Origin of the sequence: Hydrogenophaga sp. A37, assembly GCF_002001205.1 — a bacterium.
Classification (GTDB): domain Bacteria; phylum Pseudomonadota; class Gammaproteobacteria; order Burkholderiales; family Burkholderiaceae_C; genus Hydrogenophaga.
Genome location: NZ_MUNZ01000177.1, coordinates 1 through 20,606, shown reverse-complemented (window position 1 = coordinate 20,606; position 20,606 = coordinate 1). Strand labels below are relative to the sequence as shown.

16 protein-coding genes and 2 pseudogenes are annotated in these 20,606 nt (G+C 59.9%); 11 read left to right on the top strand and 7 right to left on the bottom strand.

Annotated features, from left to right (window positions below; translation table 11 throughout):
* Nucleotides 1-715 precede the first annotated feature (715 nt).
* The 4 genes from B0E41_RS23450 (at nucleotide 716) to B0E41_RS23435 (ending at nucleotide 6,784) form a co-directional block, all read left to right on the top strand.
* On the top strand, nucleotides 716-1,138 hold the full coding sequence (locus B0E41_RS23450; RefSeq protein ID WP_077335045.1) for a hypothetical protein: 423 nt from the start codon (nucleotides 716-718) through the stop codon (nucleotides 1,136-1,138).
* Between the two features lies 1 nt (nucleotide 1,139).
* Nucleotides 1,140-3,461: a N,N-dimethylformamidase beta subunit family domain-containing protein gene (locus B0E41_RS23445; RefSeq protein WP_216350805.1), complete on the top strand. Its 2,322-nt coding sequence runs from the start codon at nucleotides 1,140-1,142 to the stop codon at nucleotides 3,459-3,461.
* A gap of 391 nt (nucleotides 3,462-3,852) precedes the next feature.
* Nucleotides 3,853-5,193 (top strand): APC family permease, encoded by a 1,341-nt coding sequence (locus tag B0E41_RS23440; protein ID WP_077335041.1) that lies wholly within the window; start codon nucleotides 3,853-3,855, stop codon nucleotides 5,191-5,193.
* 178 nt (nucleotides 5,194-5,371) lie between these two features.
* Nucleotides 5,372-6,784 (top strand): gamma-aminobutyraldehyde dehydrogenase, encoded by a 1,413-nt coding sequence (locus B0E41_RS23435; protein ID WP_216350807.1) that lies wholly within the window; start codon nucleotides 5,372-5,374, stop codon nucleotides 6,782-6,784.
* Nucleotides 6,785-6,902: 118 nt separating this feature from the next.
* Here the strand turns inward: B0E41_RS23435 and B0E41_RS23430 are convergent, their stop codons facing one another.
* The gene (locus B0E41_RS23430; protein ID WP_077335037.1) at nucleotides 6,903-7,403 is read right to left on the bottom strand and encodes a GntR family transcriptional regulator; all 501 of its coding nucleotides are present in this window, start codon (nucleotides 7,401-7,403) and stop codon (nucleotides 6,903-6,905) included.
* 50 nt (nucleotides 7,404-7,453) lie between these two features.
* Here B0E41_RS23430 and gabT point away from each other — a divergent pair, with 50 nt between their 5' ends.
* The 6 genes from gabT to B0E41_RS23400 are packed head-to-tail and all read left to right on the top strand — an operon-like array spanning nucleotide 7,454 to nucleotide 14,367.
* A complete protein-coding gene (gene gabT / locus B0E41_RS23425) occupies nucleotides 7,454-8,755 on the top strand; it encodes a 4-aminobutyrate--2-oxoglutarate transaminase (protein ID WP_077335035.1) in 1,302 nt (433 codons plus the stop codon).
* 10 nt (nucleotides 8,756-8,765) lie between these two features.
* The gene (locus B0E41_RS23420) at nucleotides 8,766-10,235 is read left to right on the top strand and encodes an NAD-dependent succinate-semialdehyde dehydrogenase (RefSeq protein WP_077335033.1); all 1,470 of its coding nucleotides are present in this window, start codon (nucleotides 8,766-8,768) and stop codon (nucleotides 10,233-10,235) included.
* A complete protein-coding gene (locus B0E41_RS23415; RefSeq protein ID WP_077335031.1) occupies nucleotides 10,232-11,131 on the top strand; it encodes a carbon-nitrogen hydrolase family protein in 900 nt (299 codons plus the stop codon). Before B0E41_RS23420 ends, B0E41_RS23415 begins: the two co-directional genes overlap by 4 nt.
* A 60-nt stretch (nucleotides 11,132-11,191) precedes the next feature.
* Entirely contained in the window at nucleotides 11,192-11,839 is a 648-nt protein-coding gene (locus B0E41_RS23410; RefSeq protein ID WP_216350804.1) for a hypothetical protein, read from the top strand.
* An 18-nt stretch (nucleotides 11,840-11,857) separates the two neighbouring features.
* Nucleotides 11,858-13,315: a biotin carboxylase gene (locus B0E41_RS23405; RefSeq protein ID WP_077335027.1), complete on the top strand. Its 1,458-nt coding sequence runs from the start codon at nucleotides 11,858-11,860 to the stop codon at nucleotides 13,313-13,315.
* Nucleotides 13,315-14,367, top strand: a complete 1,053-nt coding sequence (locus tag B0E41_RS23400; protein WP_077335025.1) for a C45 family peptidase — start codon at nucleotides 13,315-13,317, stop codon at nucleotides 14,365-14,367. The genes B0E41_RS23405 and B0E41_RS23400 overlap by 1 nt, the downstream gene beginning before the upstream one ends.
* 213 nt (nucleotides 14,368-14,580) lie before the next feature.
* Here B0E41_RS23400 and B0E41_RS23395 read toward each other — a convergent pair whose 3' ends face one another.
* A complete protein-coding gene (locus tag B0E41_RS23395) occupies nucleotides 14,581-15,468 on the bottom strand; it encodes an AraC family transcriptional regulator (protein WP_077335023.1) in 888 nt (295 codons plus the stop codon).
* A 225-nt stretch (nucleotides 15,469-15,693) separates the two neighbouring features.
* Between B0E41_RS23395 and B0E41_RS26855 the strand changes: the two are divergent.
* Nucleotides 15,694-15,982 (top strand): annotated as a pseudogene (locus B0E41_RS26855) (transposase); the annotation flags it as partial.
* On the opposite strand, the pseudogene B0E41_RS27655 reads toward B0E41_RS26855, so the two are convergent.
* The 5 genes and pseudogenes from B0E41_RS27655 to B0E41_RS27650 all read right to left on the bottom strand — a co-directional run.
* Nucleotides 15,977-16,255, bottom strand: a pseudogene (locus B0E41_RS27655) (transcription elongation factor GreAB); the annotation flags it as partial. The pseudogenes B0E41_RS26855 and B0E41_RS27655 sit on opposite strands and share 6 nt — an antisense overlap.
* A 389-nt stretch (nucleotides 16,256-16,644) precedes the next feature.
* Nucleotides 16,645-17,658 carry a tyrosine-type recombinase/integrase gene (locus tag B0E41_RS23385; RefSeq protein WP_077335021.1) on the bottom strand — a complete coding sequence of 338 codons (1,014 nt, stop codon included), beginning with the start codon at nucleotides 17,656-17,658 and terminating at the stop codon, nucleotides 16,645-16,647.
* The gene (locus B0E41_RS23380; protein WP_077335047.1) at nucleotides 17,651-18,652 is read right to left on the bottom strand and encodes a tyrosine-type recombinase/integrase; all 1,002 of its coding nucleotides are present in this window, start codon (nucleotides 18,650-18,652) and stop codon (nucleotides 17,651-17,653) included. Before B0E41_RS23380 ends, B0E41_RS23385 begins: the two co-directional genes overlap by 8 nt.
* The gene (locus tag B0E41_RS23375) at nucleotides 18,649-19,899 is read right to left on the bottom strand and encodes a tyrosine-type recombinase/integrase (RefSeq protein ID WP_253195120.1); all 1,251 of its coding nucleotides are present in this window, start codon (nucleotides 19,897-19,899) and stop codon (nucleotides 18,649-18,651) included. Before B0E41_RS23375 ends, B0E41_RS23380 begins: the two co-directional genes overlap by 4 nt.
* 395 nt (nucleotides 19,900-20,294) lie before the next feature.
* The coding region (locus tag B0E41_RS27650; protein ID WP_253195118.1) for a tyrosine-type recombinase/integrase at nucleotides 20,295-20,606 on the bottom strand (312 nt) is incomplete at its 5' end.

Here is a 20,606-nt window from a genome sequence, read left to right as displayed (position 1 = left end):
CACGCTCTTGCTCGCTCAACAACAATTGGACCTTCGGTCTGCCAGTTCTCATCGCGGTATCTCCATTCCCAAGATACCGCATCGGCATGCACGATTAATGCCAGTTATTAACGGGACATAACACTAGATTGGAGTGAGCAGCGCAAGGTGCTGGGGATGGGGTGAGGGCGGAAAGACTTCGGACACCCCAGGAAACTGTCTACCTATGAGGACAAGTTTGATGGCCCGGTTGGCAGCGAGTGCCGTCGGTGGTTGCAGCCAAGTTCGCTCACGCTGACTGCCACGAAGCGGCTGTTGGGCATGGCAACTGGTGCTGGGCCGAATGGCGGCTGTACGAGGTACAGCGGTCATAGGACTCCCGCGACCTTGCTGGCACCGCGCCACCGACCGCTTCCCTATCCTTTGGACAGCCCGACTCCAGTTTAGAAGTGACCGGATATGGGGGAGACGTCACGGGAGCAGAGGTATGCCGTGAGCCGTTGCTCTATAGGTGAGCCGGTTGCGTGCAAAGACCACATTCGTGCACCCATTTTGCGCGCCGTGCGCGCTGACGAAAATCTTGGTTCTCTCATGCGATAGATCGTGGGGGCGATCCGTCGGACGATGTCGCTACCGATACATGGCGGTCAGCGTGCCCCATTCGGACGCGCGCGCCGTTACGCGGCCAGGCGCATTTTTAGCTATCTGCGCAATCGACTGACAAGCAAGGAAAACTATGAACACACTCAATAACTATCGCGCTGAGGGGATGACCATGCGTACCTCCTCAGATCGCGAAGCTGAATTGGCCGCTTTGTTCCAGGCTCGGTTTTTTGAGCGCCTGCGTGACGACTGCGACTCTGGCGTGATCGGCGCCTACGAACGGTCTCCGCTTGGGCCACACGATGACAAGACTCGAAGGGTCGTGCGTGCGCTGGGCGGTGCGTCTATAGCCGGCAAGGCGATTGTCATTTCGCTGGGTACCGACGGGCCATGGGGCGTCGGGAACATTGTGATTGGAGAGCCAGGCAACTTCGTTCGAAGTCCTGGCATGTTCCTGACCTACGAAGACGCTTTGCGTCACGTTTTTTCACTTCGATGCCAAGCCTTTTTCGCTGCCGAGTCGCGCGAAACGGATTCTCAGTCGCATAACGGATGAAATGAAAATGAACCAGGTAAGTAACCAAATTTTCGGCTATAGCGATAGGTTCTCTGTTTCGCCGGGTGAAAGTCTTTCTTTCAAGGTAAGTTGTGAAGGGGTCGCGAGATATGACGCCTCACTTGTAAAGCTGCGGCACGGATTTACGGGGGAGGCGGGCCCCGGTTTCCTTGAGGCGCCTGTTAAATCGTCGTTCGAAGGGAACTACGAGGGTATTCAGCATAAGTGCCAGCCGGGCTCATATGTGGAAATCACCGACACCCGAGGACTTCTTCGATCCCCTAACGGTTTGGTCATTGAAGCCTATGTCTATCCGACGCTGCCGCAAGGCACGCGCTCGGGCAACTTCGGGGCCTACCACGTAACGCAGAACTCATTTGAGAGTGATTCGGGCCTACAGGCTATTTTGGGAAACTGGTCCGTGGCCGATTGTTCTGGCTACGCCCTTGTGCTGGAGGAAGGTCGGCCAACGTTCATCTGGGTGGAAGATGGTGAGACAAAGAAGGTTTCATTGGCAACTCCACTTATTGCACACCAGTGGTATCGCGTCATAGTCAGTGTCAAATCGAATGCTGGGACGGTCTGCCTGGAGCAGACACCAATCGACAACATCATGAACCGTCTCTCAGCGAGCGCCAGTGCTTTGCGCGAAGAATCGCATACTGTCCCGTTCGGCGCGAGACTGACTGAAAGTCAGGCACCCTTCAGGATCGGGGCGCTGGCCCGTCAGCAAGATGGTCGATGGCTGGCGAATGCCGCTTACAACGGGAAAATCGGTGGAGTCCGCATTTTGCGTCCCTCTCTCGGCGATGCGGTTGTTGCCGAGCTGGCCGCCTGGCACTTTGGCAAAAGCCTTCGTGACGATGGCCTGTTGCTCACCGATGTTGTAGACCTGTCCGAAAATGGTTTGCTTGGACGCTGCTTCAACATGCCGACGCGGGGAGTGGCGGGCCATAGGTTTAAGGGGTTGAGCGACGACTTCCGGGGGGCGCCTGACGAGTTTGATGCAATTCATTTTCACGACGATGACATCACCGACGCCCAGTGGCCAACGGCGTTCGAGATTCAGGTCCCGGATGATCTCGCGAGTGGTGTATACGCCGCGAAATTGTGCGGTGCAGGCGTTGAACAATACATCCCGTTCTTCGTCAGGCCGGGACGTCAGAAGCGTGAAGTGGCGGTGCTTTTCTCTACGGCGACTTATCTGGCGTATGCCAACGACCGAATAGCCTTTGAAGCCAATGGCGCGGAAATCATCGTCAGTCGGACACCGATCATTGATCGGCAAGACCTGACGCTTCAGAACCATCCTGAATTCGGTCGTTCCTGTTATGAAATCCATAACGATGGTTCTGGCGTCGTCTTTGGAAGCACTCGGCGCCCCATCCTGACGCTCAACCCCAAACACCGCGCCTGGTTCCAAGCAGAGGGCGTATGGGGGCTTCCTGCTGATCTCTGCATCGTTCATTGGCTCGACACAATCGGCTGCGAATTCGACGCGCTGACGGATGAAGACCTGGATCGCGAAGGCGTCGACCTTCTCAAGGACTACAAGGTTCTAATCACGGGCAGTCATCCAGAATATGTGACTCGCAACGAACTCAATGCTATTGAGTCTTTCACAGGGAACGGCGGACGCTTGATGTACCTGGGCGGAAACGGTTTTTTCGCGACCGTTTCATTTGATCCGGAGGAGCGGCATGTCATGGAGTTGCGCAGGTCAGATGCGGGTACGCGTCCCCACGAGTCGCCGTTTGGAGATCGCCGCCACCAGACATCCGGTGAAGTGGCCGGTTTATGGCGCAACAAGGGTAAGGCGCCGCAGCGACTGCTGGGCGTGGGGTTCGCCGCGCAAGGTTTCGACCGCTGCACGTATTACGAACGCCTCACCGACAGCTACGACCCACTCGCCGCTTTTGCGTTTGAAGGGATTAGCAGTGACGAGCGCATTGGTGACTTTGGATTCATGGGCGGTGGTGCCGCCGGCGCGGAGATCGACCGGTACGATCCGTCATTAGGGTCCCCGCCGGGTGCGCTTGTACTGGCGACGTCCGGGCCGTTATCGGATGCCTACCTTCTCGCCGCCGAAGACGTCTACGAATCAATCCCCGGCATTGGCGGGACCGAGCAGTCCCGTGTCCGCGCGGACATCGTTCTGTGTCCATTGCCAGGAGGGGGTGGCGTATTTTCAGTGGGATCGGTTGCCTACACCGGTTCACTTTCCCACAACCGTTACGACAACAATGTCGCGCGACTCACCGGCAATGTGCTCAAGCGGTTCCTGCACCCCGAACCTTTAAGCGTCGTCATCGATTGCAATTGACCAACCATTCAGATGCATGAGCGCCTAGCCCGGCCGATGCTTTGTCTCGGTGAGCGGCTCAGGCAGCGGTGCATAGTTTGATCGCGCCCAAGGGACAGCGACGCCCGACTGCCCATTGGGCGCGACAAGTTCATAGCAGTAAAGGCGCTGTGCACTCACACGAAAAGTGCGGTTCGCTGGTTTGATAGTCGACAGTAACAGGAGCGCCTAAACTGAAATCATCGAGCACCAAAACACCCATCTTGGTGTCCGAGTGAATAGTTTCTGTCCAGTTCCGATGTGCAAATAGCACAAGAGGTGCGCGGTTTCATAGCAATGCTGAAGACACGCGGCAACCGTACCTAAATAATGCCTGGGTGAAGATCCGGGCCAACCATCAAGAGGCAAAAAAATGAGCGATACCTTGGTCGTACCCAGTGACAGTCGTCAACTCAGCAAGAAACTTTCGCTGACGGATGTCATTGTCTACGGATTACTTTACTTCGTTCCGATTGCTCCTGTCTCTGTCTTTGGAGCGATTCACAACGCGTCCAATGGGCTGACTGCGCTGACTTATGCGTTGGCTGGCATCGCGATGGTGTTCAGTGCAATCAGCTACAGCGAAATGGCGAAACGAATCCCTCTTTCTGGATCGGTCTATTCTTATGTGACAAAGGGCACCAATGCCACATTCGGCTTTATGGCGGGTTGGGCCATCTTGCTGGACTATCTGTTGCTTCCCGCGTTGCTGGCCATTCTCGGTGCGGCGGCCTTGCAACCTTTGTTTCCCGGCATCGACAAGGTGGTTTGGTTAGGGATTTTCGTCGCTGTGCCCATGATCATTAATCTGTTCGGTATCACCGTTAACGTGAATGTGGGAAAGGTGCTACTGGTCATCCAGTTGGCTGTACTCTCGATTTTCGTCGTGTCTGCGGTTGGCCTTATCGCCGGGGGAGCGGTTTCCAAGGAGCAACTGTTAGCGCCTTTCTATAACCCGTCGCAATTCAGCATGTCCGCCGTGTTTGGCGCCCTACCAATCGCCGCCTTGGCCTTCATCGGCTTCGACGCTGTTTCGACATTGAACGAGGAGGCCGAGGGGGGCGGTAAAACCGTATCGCGGGCCACGATGTTGTTGCTTGTGATCGTGACAGTGCTGTTCGTTGCGCAAGCCTACTTGGCGTCTGTGTTCGTTCCCTTGGGATCGACATTTCAGAATGGCGCCGCTGATGTTGCCTTTTACACAGTCAGCACCCAAGTGGTGGGGACGTGGTTCCTGCCGGTCATCACGTTGACGAATGCATTGATAGCCTTGCTGGCTAACGCGCTCATCTCCCAGGCCACCACATCGAAAGTCATCTACTGCATGGCTCGCGATAGAAAGCTGCCTGGGGTGCTCGCCAAACTCAATAAAAATGAAGCACCAACGACCGCGCTGTACCTGGTCGCTGCGCTCTCGTTGGTGATTGCCATTGTCGGCAAAGACGAGATTGAAGCCATCGTAACGATGGTCACGTTCGGCGCATTGAGTGCCTATGTGATGTTGCATGCTTCTGTCATCGCTTTCTTCAGGGGCAAGACTGATCGCTCTTTCTTCAAACATCTCGTTTCCCCCGTGCTGGGTGCGGCTGTCCTCTGCTACGCACTGTTCAGTGCGAACTCGAACGCCCAACTCGTCGGGGTCGCATGGCTCGTACTCGGTGGCATCATCGCGTGGATTCTGAAAGGTAAACAATCGTTGGATATGCCCGTATAGAGCCCCACTATGAGTTCAATGCTGCATGAAAAAACCATGTGGCCGATACGCAAAGCTGTCGTGACGCCCCAACTGGACTGCTGACTCAGTCAGCAACTTTTTGTCCGCTAAACCTAAATTATTTCTGAGTGCAAGTATCAGGCGCTTTCACTAATTGGAGACACCTATGCATATTAAAATGCTTATTAACGGCGAATTGGTCGCAGGCGAAGGCGAACAGCTCGCGGTAATGAACCCTTCTCTGGGGACCGCGCTAGTGGACATTGCCGAGGCTACGCCTGCACAGGTTGATTGCGCAGTGCAAGCCGCTGACGCCGCCTTCGAGAGCTGGTCCCAGACCACGCCAAAGGATCGCTCGCTGTTGTTGCTCAAAATGGCTGACCTCATCGATACCCATGCCGTGGAACTGGCCCGACTGGAATCGAATAATTGTGGCAAACCTTACGCGGCCGCCTTTAGCGACGAACTGCCTAACGTGTCCGATATATTTCGTTTCTTCGCCGGTGCGAGCCGGTGTTTGCAAAGCTCGGCGGCGGGCGAGTATTTGCCAGGTCATACTTCGATGATCCGGCGCGATCCCGTGGGTGTCGTCGCCTCGATTGCGCCTTGGAACTATCCACTGGTGATGGCCGCGTGGAAACTGGCTCCAGCCTTGGCTGCCGGCAATACCGTTGTCCTCAAGCCTTCCGAACAGACACCGTTGACGGCGCTAAGGTTAGCCTCGTTAATGGCGACGGTTTTCCCTGCTGGCGTGGTCAATGTAGTTTTCGGACGAGGGCCCAATGTCGGCAAGCCGCTTACTACCCACGAGAAAGTGCGGATGGTCTCACTGACGGGGTCAGTGGTCACCGGCAGTCATATCATCGCCGGCACTGCTGACACCGTTAAGCGTATGCATATGGAATTGGGAGGCAAAGCCCCCGTCATCATTTTCGACGACGCAGACATCGATGCGGCTGTAGAGGGCATACGTAGTTTTGGTTTCTATAACGCCGGCCAGGATTGCACCGCAGCCTGCCGGATCTATGCGCAAAAGGGTATTTACGCTCGCTTCGTTGAAAAGCTCGGCGTCGCCGTATCCAGTATCAAGTTTGGTCTTCAGGATGATCCTGAGACTGAGCTGGGGCCGCTGATCACCCAACAGCACTTGGACCGTGTCGTCGGCTTCGTGGATCGAGCACGGCTACTGCCACACATAGAAGTTGTGACGGGCGGGAAACGCGTGGAAGGTCCCGGATACTTCTTCGAACCCACGGTACTTGCCGGCGCGCGGCAAGACGACGAAGTGGTGCGCCGGGAAATTTTTGGCCCAGTGGTATCCGTGACCGAATTTGAAGACGAGACCCAGGCGCTGTCCTGGGCAAACGACTCTGACTATGGCCTGGCATCCTCGGTGTGGACCTCTGACGTAGGTCGAGCTCACCGTCTTGCGGCACGCCTGCAGTACGGCTGCACTTGGGTCAATACCCATTTCATGCTGGTGAGCGAGATGCCACACGGTGGTGTAAAGCAGTCCGGCTACGGCAAAGACATGTCGATGTACGGCTTGGAGGATTACACCGTGATTCGCCACGTGATGATCAAGCACTGACCGAACTGTGCCGTCGTTTCTGCGGCCGCTCACCCGAATGCTGAAATGCACCCGTGCAGTCTTGTTTTTACAGGCTGCGCGTAGTGCCACCACCAAGTAGGTTGAAGCACTTTATTGTTCATTCATTAGGCTGTCCCATGTTCGACGCTATGTCTATTCGCCTAAGGGTCGCGAACTGTCTGTGCACAAACGCCGCATTTACCGTAGGCGTCGAACCGGTGGCCTCGCGCACCAGCTGGCTGCCGCGGCGCGACAGCAGCGCCGTGCGCGCACCGCTGGCCGCTGGTGGGGCCGCGCTGCGGTCCACCAGGCGCGGGCCGATGGCGGCCACATAGGTGCCGCGTCCCACGCCTGCCTGCACATAGCCTTCCAGTGCCAGCTGTTCGTACACATGCACCACGGTATTGCGCGCAATGGCCAGCGCTTGCGCCAGCACCCGGGTGGGTGGCAGTTTGGTGCCCGCTGCCAGCACCTGCTGGCGGATGCCGCCCTGCAGGATGCTGTAGAGCTGGCGGTGGTCGTTCTGCGGGCTGTGCTGGTCGAACTGGCGCAGCACGAAGTCCGGCAGCGTGCTGGCTTGGGCACCAGTTTGGTCAGTCCCTTGCGCTTGATTGGCCAAATCGAATCTAAACGTCGCTCCATTCCTACACCATCGCCCTCAAGGACCTCATGAACACCGCTACCGACACCCGCCACCTCACCCCCGCCCTCAGCAATAATGAGCTGGATGCGCGCCGCGTCGCCGCCACCCCGCGCGGTGTAGGCATCGGTACACCGATGTACGCCGACCGCGCTTTGAACGCCGAGTTGTGGGACGTGGAAGGCCGCCGCTTCATCGACTTCGCCGCCGGTATCGCCGTGCTGAATACCGGCCACCGCCATCCCAAGCTGATCGCCGCTATCCAGGCGCAGCTGGAGCGCTTCACCCACACGGCCTACCAGGTCGTGCCCTATGAAAGCTCGGTGCGCCTGGCCGAACGCCTGAACGCGCTGGCGCCCGGCAGCCACGCCAAGAAAACCGCCTTCTTCACCACCGGCGCCGAAGCCGTGGAAAACGCCATCAAGATCGCCCGCGCCGCCACCCGCCGCCCCGGCGTGATCGCGCTGACCGGCGCCTTCCATGGCCGCACCTTCATGGGCATGGCGCTGACCGGCAAGGTCGTGCCGTACAAGGTCGGCTTCGGCCCGTTCCCCGGCAGCATCTTCCATGTGCCCGCGCCGACCGAACTGCATGAAGTGACGGTGCAGGACACGCTGAACGCCATCCAGCAGATATTCAAATGCGATATCGAACCGACCCAGGTCGCGGCCATCATCCTCGAGCCTATCCAGGGCGAGGGTGGTTTCTATGTGATGCCGTCCGAGCTGATGGTGGCCCTGCGCGCACTGTGCGACCAGCACGGCATTCTGCTGATCGCCGATGAAATCCAGACCGGCTTTGCCCGCACCGGCAAGATGTTTGCCATGGACCACCACAGCGTGGTGCCCGACCTGATGACCATGGCCAAGAGCCTGGCCGGTGGCATGCCCTTGTCGGCGGTTTGTGGTCGCGCCGAAGTGATGGACGCACCAGCGCCCGGTGGCCTGGGCGGCACCTACGCCGGCAACCCCTTGGCCATCGCCTCCGCCCACGCGGTGCTGGATGTGCTGGAGGAAGAAAAGCTCTGCGAGCGCGCCGAGCGCCTGGGCCAAACACTGAAAGCCCGCCTGGAAAGCCTGCGTACCAAAGTGCCGCAGATCGCCGAAATCCGCGGCCTGGGCGCCATGGTGGCGGTGGAGTTCAACAAGGCCGACGGCTCACCCGACCCTGAGTTCACCAAGCTGGTCCAGAAGCGCGCACACGACGCCGGCCTGATCCTGCTGACCTGCGGTGTCTACGTCAACGTGATCCGCTTCCTGTTCCCGTTGACCATCGAAGACACCGTATTGGCCGAAGGTTTGGACATCTTGTCCGCCGCTATGACCGCTTAAGGATTTCTGCATGACTGCGAAATTGAACCTCAAAGACCCCACCCTGCTGCGCCAGCAGGCCTTTATCGCCGGTGCTTGGGTCGATGCCGACAACGGTGAAACCGTGCCGGTCACCAACCCCGCCACCGGCGAGGTGCTGGGCACCGTGCCCATGTGCGGTACAGCAGAAACTGTGCGCGCCATTGCCGCCGCCGAAACCGCCCAGCGCCAGTGGCGCAATGTGTCGGGCAAGGACCGCGCGGCCATATTGCGCCGCCTCAACGACCTGATGCTGCAACACCAGGACGACCTGGCGTTGATACTCACCTCCGAGCAGGGCAAGCCGCTGGCCGAGGCCAAGGGCGAGATCGTTTACTCGGCGTCCTTCATCGAGTGGTTTGCCGACGAAGCCCGCCGCAGCTATGGCGACACCATCCCCACGCCCAGCGACGACCGCCGCCTGATGGCCATCAAGCAGCCCATCGGCGTGACGGCCGCCATCACGCCGTGGAACTTCCCCACCGCGATGCTGACCCGCAAGGCCGGCCCGGCGCTGGCCGCTGGTTGCTCCATGGTGGTCAAGCCCGCCACGCAAACGCCGTACTCGGCCCTGGCATTTGCCGAGCTGGCCGACCGCGCGGGCGTGCCTAAGGGCTTGTTGTCGGTGTTGACCGGCTCGGCCAGCCAGATCGGCGGCGAGATGACGCGCAGCCCCATCGTGCGCAAGCTGACTTTCACCGGCTCCACCGAAGTTGGCCGCACGCTGATGCGCCAGTCGGCCGACACCATCAAGAAGCTGTCGCTGGAGCTGGGCGGCAACGCACCCTTCATCGTTTTTGACGATGCCGATCTGGATGCCGCTGTGGATGGCGCCATGATCTCCAAGTACCGCAACACCGGCCAGACCTGCGTCTGCGCCAACCGCATCTACGTGCAGCGCAGCGTGCTGGAGGCCTTCACCACAAAGCTGGTGGCCAAGGTGAATGCATTGAAGGTTGGCAATGGCGTGCACGCGGGCAGCACCCAAGGCCCGTTGATCGACGCCAAGGCCGTGGCCAAGATCAAGGAGCACATCGCCGACGCCGTCGCCAAGGGTGGCAAGGTACTGGCCGGCGGCAAGCCGCATGCACTGGGTGGCCTGTTCTTTGAACCCACGGTCATCGGCGGCGCCACCGAAGACATGCTGTTCGCCAAGGACGAAACCTTCGGCCCACTGGCTCCGATCTTCGTCTTCGACACCGAAGCCGAAGTCATTGAACGCGCCAACAACACCGAGTTCGGCCTGGCCGCCTACTTCTACAGCCGCGACATCGGCCGCGTGATGCGCGTGTCCGAGCAGATCGAGTCGGGCATGGTCGGCGTCAACACCGGCCTGATTTCGACTGCGGAAGCCCCGTTTGGCGGTGTCAAGCAGTCCGGTCTGGGCCGTGAGGGGTCCAAGTACGGGCTGGATGAGTTCATGGAGATGAAGTACGTCTGCCTGGGAGGGCTGGACCGATGAGGAATGCAGTTCTAGCAGTGGAGCTGGCTGCCGAGCCCACCTTTGGGGTAGCCGGTGTGCAGATGGTGGTGTCGGCCTTTGAGGACAACGTGGAACGTATGGGTGCGTATATGCGCCACATCCGCACTCGCTTTCCGTGGGTCCGTATGGTGTTGTTTTCGGAGCTGGCCGCCCGCGGGCCCAACCATGGCAAGGCAGAGCCCTTGCCCGGACCGACCGAGGCGCGATTGTGCACGCTGGCGCAGGAGACCGGGCTGTGGCTCATCCCCGGCTCCTTGTTCGAGCAGGTGCACACGAAGGACGGCGGAGTGGTCTACAACACCAGTCCGGTGATCAACCCGCAGGGCGAGGTGGTGACACGGTTTCGCAAGCTCTTTCCGTTTCGGCCCTACGAGCGAGATGTTGCGGGCGGGCAAGACTTTTGCGTCTTCGATGTACCGGGAGCTGGCCGTTTTGGCGTGTCCATTTGCTACGACATGTGGTTCCCCGAAACCACCCGCACGCTGGTGGCAATGGGGGCCGAGGTGATTCTGCATCCGACCATGACCGACACCATCGACCGCGACGTGGAGTTGGCCATTGCCCGTGCCTCGGCGGCCACCAACCAGGTGTATTTCTTCGACATCAACGGCGTGGGCGACGGCGGCGTGGGCCGCTCCATCGTCTGCGATCCCTCGGGCTATGTGCTGCACCTGTCCGGCGCGGGCGCGGAGATCATTCCGATCGAGGTGGACTTTGTCCGCCTGCGCCGTGAGCGCGAACGCGGCATGCGTAGCAACCTGGGCCAGCCGCTGAAAAGCTTCCGCGACCGTGTCTGCAACTTTGGTATCTACGACCCCAACGCCGGTAAAGATAGCTACCTGCACACACTGGGGCCTTTGGTCAAACCGCAGTAGGCATGCGGATGCCGCTGACCGAGCAGCCTACCCCTGTGTGCCCGGTGCCGGGAGACAAAAATGACCCCAAGCACAGCCGCAGCGCATGACACTGCGTCCTCTTTAAGTCGCCACCGCAGCGTATGGGAAATGCGCGCCGATGTCTGGATTGGCTTGGTGGACGACCTGGGCTACGTGTGCACATTGCCGCGCGAGCACGCCGACTGCGCCGACCGCCTGGAGCATGTGCGCCGCACACTGGCGGCTCTTATGCCCATCGAGAGCTATTGGGCTTTTCCGGGCGGGCGCGTATTTGGCGAACTGTGCACCTGGGTTGAGCGGGGCGAACTGGCCCGCGCCCACCAGGCGGCGCGGCGCATCCACCGCATGTTGGCGGCGCAAACCTACCGCCACGAAACTAGCGCACTGGAGAGCGAGGGTGAGCTGCCATCGCAGATCGAAAGCGACAGCGAGCGCCAGGCACAGCTGTCGCGCCCGTACTTCGAGGTGTTGATCGTCGATGAGATGACTCCCAGCGAAGAAAACGCCTTGCACCGCCGTGTGCAGAGCAAGCGCAGCCCCGGCTTTCGCATCTTCAACGATGCGGCCCTGGCACGGGCTGCCCAGGCCACCGCCGCGCGCACCGCCGTGGCTTTGTCCAGCCGCGCTGCCCTGCCCACTGAGGCCGACCAGCAACGCGTTTCCATTCCCACTGTGCAAGTTGTTTAAACCCCGAAAGACCGAGCCATGTCCACCATAGTAAAAAACATATCCGACTTACTGCTGATGCTCCATCGCAACGAGCGCCCGATCTACTTCGTCAGCGCCACCAACTTCAACCTGCTGGGCATGGACCGCTGGGTCAACCGCTTTCGCGCCATCAACTACATCGACTGTTTTGATGGCCGCCACCCGAACGTGTTCGTGCCCAGCGAAACCCCGCACGAAGAGTTCAGCTCCATCGAAGACATCACCAACCACCTGCTGCAGCACAAGGAAGTCATCGACATGATCGAGCGCCGAGGCGGCAAGCCGGTGGGCACCTTTCTGATGTTTGACGAAAAGACCGAAGAGCTTGCCAAAGAGCTCAAGATGGACATCTGGTTTCCCCCCGCCAAGCTGCGCCAGCGCTGCGACAACAAGATGGAAACCGTGCGCATTGGCAATAAGGCCGGTGTGCTGTCAGTACCCAATGCGCTGGAAAAGGTCAACAGCTTCGCGCACCTGATGCAGATTGCCGAACGCCACGGGCTGGGCCGTGACCTGGTAGTGCAATCGGCCTTTGGCGACTCGGGTCACACCACTTTCTTCATCTCCAACGAGGCCGAATTCGACAAGCACAAAGACGAGATCATCAACGACCCCGAGGTCAAGATCATGAAGCGCATCAACTGCCGTGGTGCAACGCTGGAAGCCTGCGCTACCCAGTCCGGCACGCTGGTGGGTCCATTGCTGACGGAGGTGGTCGGAGCCAAGGAGCTCACCCCTTACAAAGGCGGCTGGTGTGGCAACGAAGTCTTTCCCGGCGCGTTCTCGGATGGTGTGCGCGCCAAGGCCCGCGACATGGCCGAGCGCTTTGGAAACCAGCTGCTGGCCGAAGGCTACCGCGGCTACTTTGACCTCGACTTCCTGATCGACCAGGACAACGGCGAAGTCTATCTGGGCGAGCTGAACCCGCGCATCTGCGGCGCCAGCCCCATGACCAACCACGCCGCCTTTGCCTACGCCGACGCGCCGTTGTTCCTGTTCCACCTGCTGGAATTCTCGGGCGTGCCGTTTGACTTGAACGTCAAGGAGCTCAATGAGCGCTGGGCCCAGCCACACTTCATAGACAACTGGTCGCAGGTTGTCATCAAGTTCACCGAAGACCGCGTGGACCAGGTCACCCGAGCCCCCGCCACCGGCATCTACCGCATGGGCGAGGACGGCAGCGTCGCCTACCAGCGCTTTGACTACAACCGCAAAGCCATTGACAGCGAGCGCGAAGCCTTCTTCCAGCGCATCACCGGCCCTGGCGACTTCCGCTACGAAGGCGCCGATCTGGGCATTCTGATCACCCGTGGCCGTTCGATGGACGATGACTTCAAACTCAACCTACGCGCCCGCGACTGGATCAAAGGCATCAAACAGCACTACGACGGCAAGCCCATCGTCACCACCGAGCACGCATACGCTCCGGCCCCAGGCTCGTTCAAGATTCTGTGATGGCTATCCAGGTCCGTTTCAGCACTCTGATCGAAGACCAGCCTGGCCCGCAGTGGCAGGCGCTGTTCCAGCGGCTATGGCCGGGCTACCGCGCCTGGTTCCTGCGCAGCGGCGTGATGGGACGGCCCAGCTTCATGGAATGCCGCAAGGCGATGCGCCAACACATGCCCGAGCTGGTGCCGGTGTGGGAGCAACTGGTCGAGCTGGCCGGGGGCGGCGACGTGGAAGCCCGTTTCCTGTCCCTGTGGTGCCCGCCGCCGTATATCGCAGGGTGCTCTCAAGCGGTGTGGTGTGGTGCGGGCGGTGACGGCGAGCCCGCGCTGCTGCGCAACTACGACTTTGCCCCCGGTTTGCTAGAAGGCAACTGGCTGGCCACCAGCTGGCGCGACCAGCGTGTGCTGGCCATGGGCGACTGCCTGTGGGGCGCGCTGGACGGGCTCAACGCGGCCGGCTTGGCTGCGTCGCTATCGTTCGGTGGACGCACCGTGTCCGGCATCGGTTTTGGGATTCCGCTGGTGTTGCGCTACGTGCTGGAAGTGGCCCAGTCCACCGCCGAGGCCATGGCCCTGCTGCAGCGCCTGCCCATCAGCATGTGCTACACCATCACGGTGTTGGACCGGCACGCCGACTGGGCTACGGTGTTCGTCTCGCCCGACCGCCCGGCCGAGGTCACCCGGCGCAACGCGGTCACCAATTTCCAGCACCGGGTCGAATGGCCCGAACACGCCCGCGCCACCCACGCCGAGCTGCGCTTGGCCAGACTGCAGCAGCAGATCGACGGCCCCGGCAGCCTGCAGCAGGCCAGCAACGCACTGCTGCAGCCGCCCTTGTACCAGTCCGCATACCTGCGCGGCTACGGCACGCTCTACAGCGCCATCTACCGCCCGCGCAGCGACCAGGTAGAGCTGCGCTGGCCTGGCCAGCAGTGGTTGCAAACAGTAGACGGGTTCGCTGCCGGGCAGCGCGAAATCGTGTATGTGCCCCAGCAAGATGTGGGGCCGGGGCCGGCCGAATTGACGGCGGCACTGGTGGGGGCGCAAACTGGGGTATGACGGCACGGGTCTTTGCGGGGTATGCCATGCCATTTCGGTGCGTGGAGAAGGCCAGACGCGCCCGAACCCCCACCTACGGCAAGCGCTTCACGGTTTCTTTGCGTCTGCCGGTTGATTTGCATGCCGTTCTGATGAAACTTGCCTTCAAACTTGACGTTCTCGCTAACGCCTATTTGTTTGACTTGGTTGAAGCCGATCTAACATCGCGTGGGACTAATGGCTTTTTTCGTCTCGAGGTGAGTATCCAAAAGCTTCCTTGAACCGGACGGAAAAAAGCGACTGGCTGGAAAAACCACAGTTGTAGGCCACTTCCGCAATAGTCGTGGGCCGAGCCTTGTGCAGCGCTTTCTCGCGCAGAAGCTTCTGCGCGTGCCTGAGCCGAGCAAGACGAAGTTCTCGCCCGAACGTCGTGTCGTGAACTTGGAAAACCTTGTGGACATAGCGGATGGAAACGCGATGAGCTTGAGCTGCTCGCTCAGGTGTAAGGTCCGCGTCGTGAAAGTTTGCCGTGATATACGCCATGACACGGTGAAAGAAGTGATCGATGACGGTTCGTGAATCCCCCGCTGCATCGGTCTCCGGTACATCCATCATCAAAAAAGCCAATTCCAGCAATCCTCTCTCCAAGCTTCTGACATGCTCGGGGGAAAGGCAGGAGGCATTTTCCAATGCTTGCAACGCGAATTGCGTTAGCAGCGGCACGAAACGCGAATTGGCGACGTCAACGCGACCACAACGCGCATCAATTTTCGGACACATCGCCCTGAATTGGTCGGCCGGTATTTTGACTGTTACGTTTCTCGTACCGTTGGGGATATCCAGTTGATAGGTTTCTGCGGAATTGAAGACAGAGACCTGGCCTGGTGCAAAGTCTCCAAATCGGCCCAGGTGCGTGAACTGCTCAGTTTGCATGGTCGGAATGACGAGTGCGAAAAAATCCGAATCGTCGCGTCCAGCATGTACCTTGCGGCGCACAGCCCGTTGCGCATCAGCGCCAAAGCGAGTAATGCCGACTGCACCGATCTGGGTGGATTCAATAACTCCGCAGAACGATGCCGGGTTGTAGGCCGCCACGTCTATCGGGTAGTAGACATCGCTCATGAAATCCTGCCAGGCAGCAAGACGTCTTTGTGGATGAACCTCTCCCGTCGAGAACCGTGCTATTAAAGGTAACGAATCCACACGATCTCCTAAAAAAATCTTAGAAGCTTAAGCAAGCCCTATGCCATGACTTCCGGACCAGCCTAGGGATGGTGTTCAAAACGCGTGCAGTGCCCGATGACATGAAGGTCGGCGAGGGGGAACAATCATGCATGAAAAAAAAGCATAACTGGGGTTGAACCTGAGCGCAAGGCGGTTTTCCTGGTGCCATGGCGCAAACTGATCGCGTTGATTGCGGCAGGTTCGCCAGTGCCCAGCACAGGGCGCCCGCCGTTTGCACATGAGACTACGCTGCGCATTCACTTTTTGCAGCAGTGGTTCGGCCTGTCTGACCTGGCCATGGAGCATTGTTCGAGACGCTGCTATACCGCGACTTCGCGGGACTTTCGGGAACCGAGCGCATTCCGGTCGCGTGAGCATCCTGCGCATTCGGCACCTGCTTGAAGAGCACCAGCCAGACCAGCGCGCCGAGCTGTATACCTTTTCTGGCGTCGTAGGGGCTCCGGCGGAATTGGCGCCAATGGGCCATCGCCGGGCTTATGGCTGCGGCGCGACGAGCTTGGCCGGTGGCCAGTTAGGCGGCTTCGAGTCCCAAAGTGTCGTATTTGTTTTCAGCGATGGTTTCTTCGTGAGTCGCCGTTTCATGGGCCGCCCGCGTTGCCTGTTCGGCTTGAAGCAGGTCTTCGGCGAGCCGTTTCAGCACCTGCTGCAGCAAGAATTTATCCATAATGAAAGGTCGGTATCTCGAACAAGCGGGGGGCAGGCCTTGATTATGAAGGGCTCCACCAGTCTTTGACGCTTCTGTTGGCTGCAGGTCAACTTCAGCCATGGGTGGTGCACAGGAGCAGCAGGAGTCATTGGACCGACGGGTAGGCTGCGCTGCGCGAGTGACCGGTCAGGGTGGCGCAGCGGTCATCCTCCTTTTTGACGATCTTGCGACGGGTTTCGGCTCGGGCTGCCGTTCACCTGCCGACCCTGAATGGCTGCAACCAGCCTTTATGTAGAGCTCTACATAAAGGCTGTTATGCACAGGCCTCCGTTATGAACAGTTTGCCCCACTTGGCAGCGGCGCTCGCTCGAACGAGAACAGCCGCCGCGTCCAAGGGCTATACATAGTCACAAGGTCTTGAGGAAGTCCAAGAGCGCGTCATCTGCCCGGAAGCGGCGTGCGACGACGCCGGGGTCCTGCAGCCGGGACAGCGCCTTCTCCTTCATCGCGAGGTCGGCTTCGATGTACTGATGGGTTGTCGTCGGACTCTCGTGGCCGAGCCACAGCGCGATCACGCTGATATCCACGCCGGACTGCAGCAGATGCATTGCCGTCGAGTGACGCAAAGTGTGCGGAGAGATTCGGCGACCGGCCAGGCTGGGCTGTGTGCGCGTGGCTGCCTGCACGGCCAACGCCAGCCGCTGCGTCACGTTGGATCGTGTCATCGCCTGACCTTCCCGGTTTGGTAGCAAGGCCGACGCCGGGCCCAGGTCGGGGTTCAGTCGCAGCCATGCGCGGAGCAACCTCACCGTCGAGCGCCACAGCGGCACGGAGCGCTGTTTGCGCCCCTTGCCGTGCAGGTGCACGCAGGCAGCGGGCGCGAGTACAACATCGGCCACCTTCACGCCGATCACCTCCGACACCCGAGCGCCGGTGTTGTACATGAGGGCCAGCAGCAAGACGTCGCGTTGACTGACCCAGCCCACGCCGGGCGTTCCGATCACCGCCAGCATCTCTTCGCGCGTCAGGAACCCCAGCATGGGCCGCTCGAAGCGTTTCATTGGGACGCCCAGGGCCTGCTCGACGATATGCAGCGAGGCCACATCCTTGTGCGCCACGAACTTCAGAAACGTGCGTAGCGCGGCCAACCTCGCATTGCGACTGCGAACCGAGTTGTGCCGGTCGACCTCCAGATGGTCAAGGAAGGCCATGATGAGAGCGGGCGTCAGGTCCGAGAACTGCATTGCCGTGGGAGCCTTGTGCAGTCGAGTCTGGGCAAACTCCAGGAACAACAGGAACGCATCACGATAGGCTGCCACGGTACGTGCACTCAGCCCACGCTGCTGGGTCAGATGGTTCGCAAAGAACGATTGCACCAACGCACCGAAGCTCGGCGGCTTGTGTTGATTGGGCCTATTCATAGTCGCACGCCCCGAGGTCGGCATAGTGTTCAAACCGGGCACCGACCAAGGCCATCAGCTCCGGCACCCCGCTCAGGTACCAGTACGTATTGGAGATCTTGACGTGGCCCATGTACGTGGACAGCGCCAGCATCCGCTGATCAAGGTCCGCCCCTTGTTCATGCCACAAGATCAAGCGCCTCACGGCAAAGCTGTGGCGAATGTCGTGGATCCGAGGCTGTCCATGCCCACCGCGATCCACCCAGCCCAGTTGCCTTCGCAACTGCTCAAACATTCGGTGGGCCTGCCTGTCACCCAGCGGCGCGCCCAGACGCACGCCGCGCGAACTGACGAAGAACGTCGTGTTCAGGCTCGAACGCACATGCTGCCGGCGCAACGCCCGGTAGGTCGCCAATGGTCCGATTGCGCTGGGATGCAGGAGCACCTGACGAGACTTGCCGAACTTGGTCTGCCGTATGGTCAGGAGAGCGCCGTCCAGGTCCACGTCAACGTCATTCAGGTTGAGCGCTTCGGAGATCCGCAAACCGGTCGAAGCAAGCAACCCGAACAGTGTCGTATAGGTGGCGGCACGAAGGCCATCGGACGGACCGAGCTGGCGGGCAGCTTCGAGCAGCGCGACCATCTCTGCTTCGCAGTAGATGTGCGGAGCAACACGGCCAGGGAGAGCCCCGACACTGGAGTCATCTGGGACTTCGGTGGCTGGCTCGAATTGTTGTAGCCAGCGCATGAATGGCCGTAGCACCACCAGCCTGCGCGCGACTGTGCCACGGTCGGCTTGACCATCCACCATGTGCCTGTCATGAACCTGGCTGGCCCATTGCACCATCAGGTCTATCGTCAGAGGTCCGGTGTGATCGGCCTTGGCAACGAAACGCTCAAATGCAGGCAGCATCCGGAATGCTGCTTGCAGCTTGAAACCCAATCGACGTCGTTCATCAAGGAACTGCTGCACCCTGGAGGCAAGGTCATTGCTGGGGCCTTCCGGGGCGTTCATGCTGTGCTCCCGGGCCAAGGCAAGGCCACCTCGGCCAATGCGTGCCTGTCGAGCTTTGCATAGATCAAAGAGGTGTTCATTGACCTATGCCGAAGCACGTCGGCAACCTCCTTGATTGAGCTGCCGTGGTTTACAAGGTCGCAAGCGAGGGTGTGGCGCAACGAGTGGCAACTGCGATCAATGCCGGCGTGTCGCAGGGCACGCCCGATGGCGCGGCTCACCGCGTCTACGCCAATAGGTCTGTCGTGCGGCGCCATCCGCCGCACGAACAGGGTTGGCAGCGTGGTCGCCGCCCGCTCATGCATCACGTACGCGGCCAGCGCTTCTCCGGTAGCTGCTGGCAGTGGCAGAACATCCTGACGCAGTGACTTCGTGCCCTTCAAGGTCACGGTTCCAGCCCGCCAGTCGAAGTCGTTCATCTCCAGCCGGGCGATCTCGCCCACGCGCAGACCGAGGTCCAGTGCCAAATGCACCATGGCCAGCATACGCAGCGGTGTCGACCTGGCATCGGCGCAACTCGCCAGAAGCAGCTGAACCTGCTCGGCCGTGAGCGCACGCGGCAGCGATGCCAGGCTCCATCGCGCCGGTGAGGAGATGACACCCAGCAAAGCATGCAAGGCATCGCCGCAGGTGGCGCGATAGCGGAAGTAGGCTCGCAGTGCAGCAGCCAGCGCACTGGCGTGGGACACGCTGTTCACCCGTGTCAATTCAGTGGCAATGAAGCCGCGAACGTCTTCTGGCTGCAACTCTCCAATCGCGATGGCGGTGCCGGCGAATTTGCACTGCAACAGCCTGCCTACGATCGCCAGGCGACCTTTGCGCGTGCCGACACCAAGACCACGGGCGTCGCGCATATGCACGTTGTAGCGGTGCAATTCCTCCGCGATGGGGCCGCTTGGACCGGGCAGCTCCACGATGATCTGCTGCTCACGCAACAGCGCCAGCAAGTGCACGAGGCTGGCACGCAAGTCGCCATGGGTGCGCAACGCCGTCGCATGGCAATCGCATCTCGGCACGTGCGAATCCAGGAACAGCTCGACGAGGGACTCGTCAAGCTGATCGGCGGCCAGCCGACACCGTGTCATCCAATGGGCAAAGTGCGCCAACGCTCGAAGGTCCGTCGACACGGTGCCCTCGGCGTACCGGCCTCGTTCCATCAACGCCTCGAACGCATCGACATATGGCGACAGCGGGCCGTCAAGTAACCAGGCCCTGGCCAACGGGTGCAGCGAACGGATTGAATCCATGGTGATCTCCAGTTGTGAGATCACCAGTCTTGTGTTGGCCCCTGGCTTATGTACAGATCACGAAGACCGCCGTTGTCAGTGGCATAGACGAATCCATGTACTCAGCTCGATCGACTTCGGCAACTGTTCATAACTGGGACCTGTGCATAACAGCCTTTATGTAGAGCTCTACATAAATGCTGATCAGCGTCACTCGGGAACGGCGGAGAAGAACAGTCGAGATCGTCAACAGCGGTCATTCAGTGATCGACCATGCAGGCGACCGCATCACTACCAAAACCGGGTACTCGCAAATGGATGGCACCAAGTTCTGTGTGAAGGACCGGTTTCGCATGGGGCGAAGTGGCACTCCCGACCCGTTGCTGACGGTCGCACACATTCCGGAAACCGGTCACTCAACCCTCCAGAGCCATGGCATCCAGTGGACTGGCCGTGCCACCCGCTGCCACTTTGAGCACATGCGTGTAAATCATTGTGGTGGACACATCCGAATGACCAAGCAGTTCCTGTACCGTGCGAATGTCAGTGCCCGATTGCAGCAAGTGGGTTGCAAAACTGTGGCGCAGCGTGTGCACCGAGACAGGCTTCGCCAAACCAGATTCTCTGCAGGCATAAGCCTTATCTGTCTGCAAGCTATAGTGCAAATACCTGATTCGTTCGCCCCCGATGGCCAGGTCAAATTCCCCCACCCTTGGCCACCCCAAATT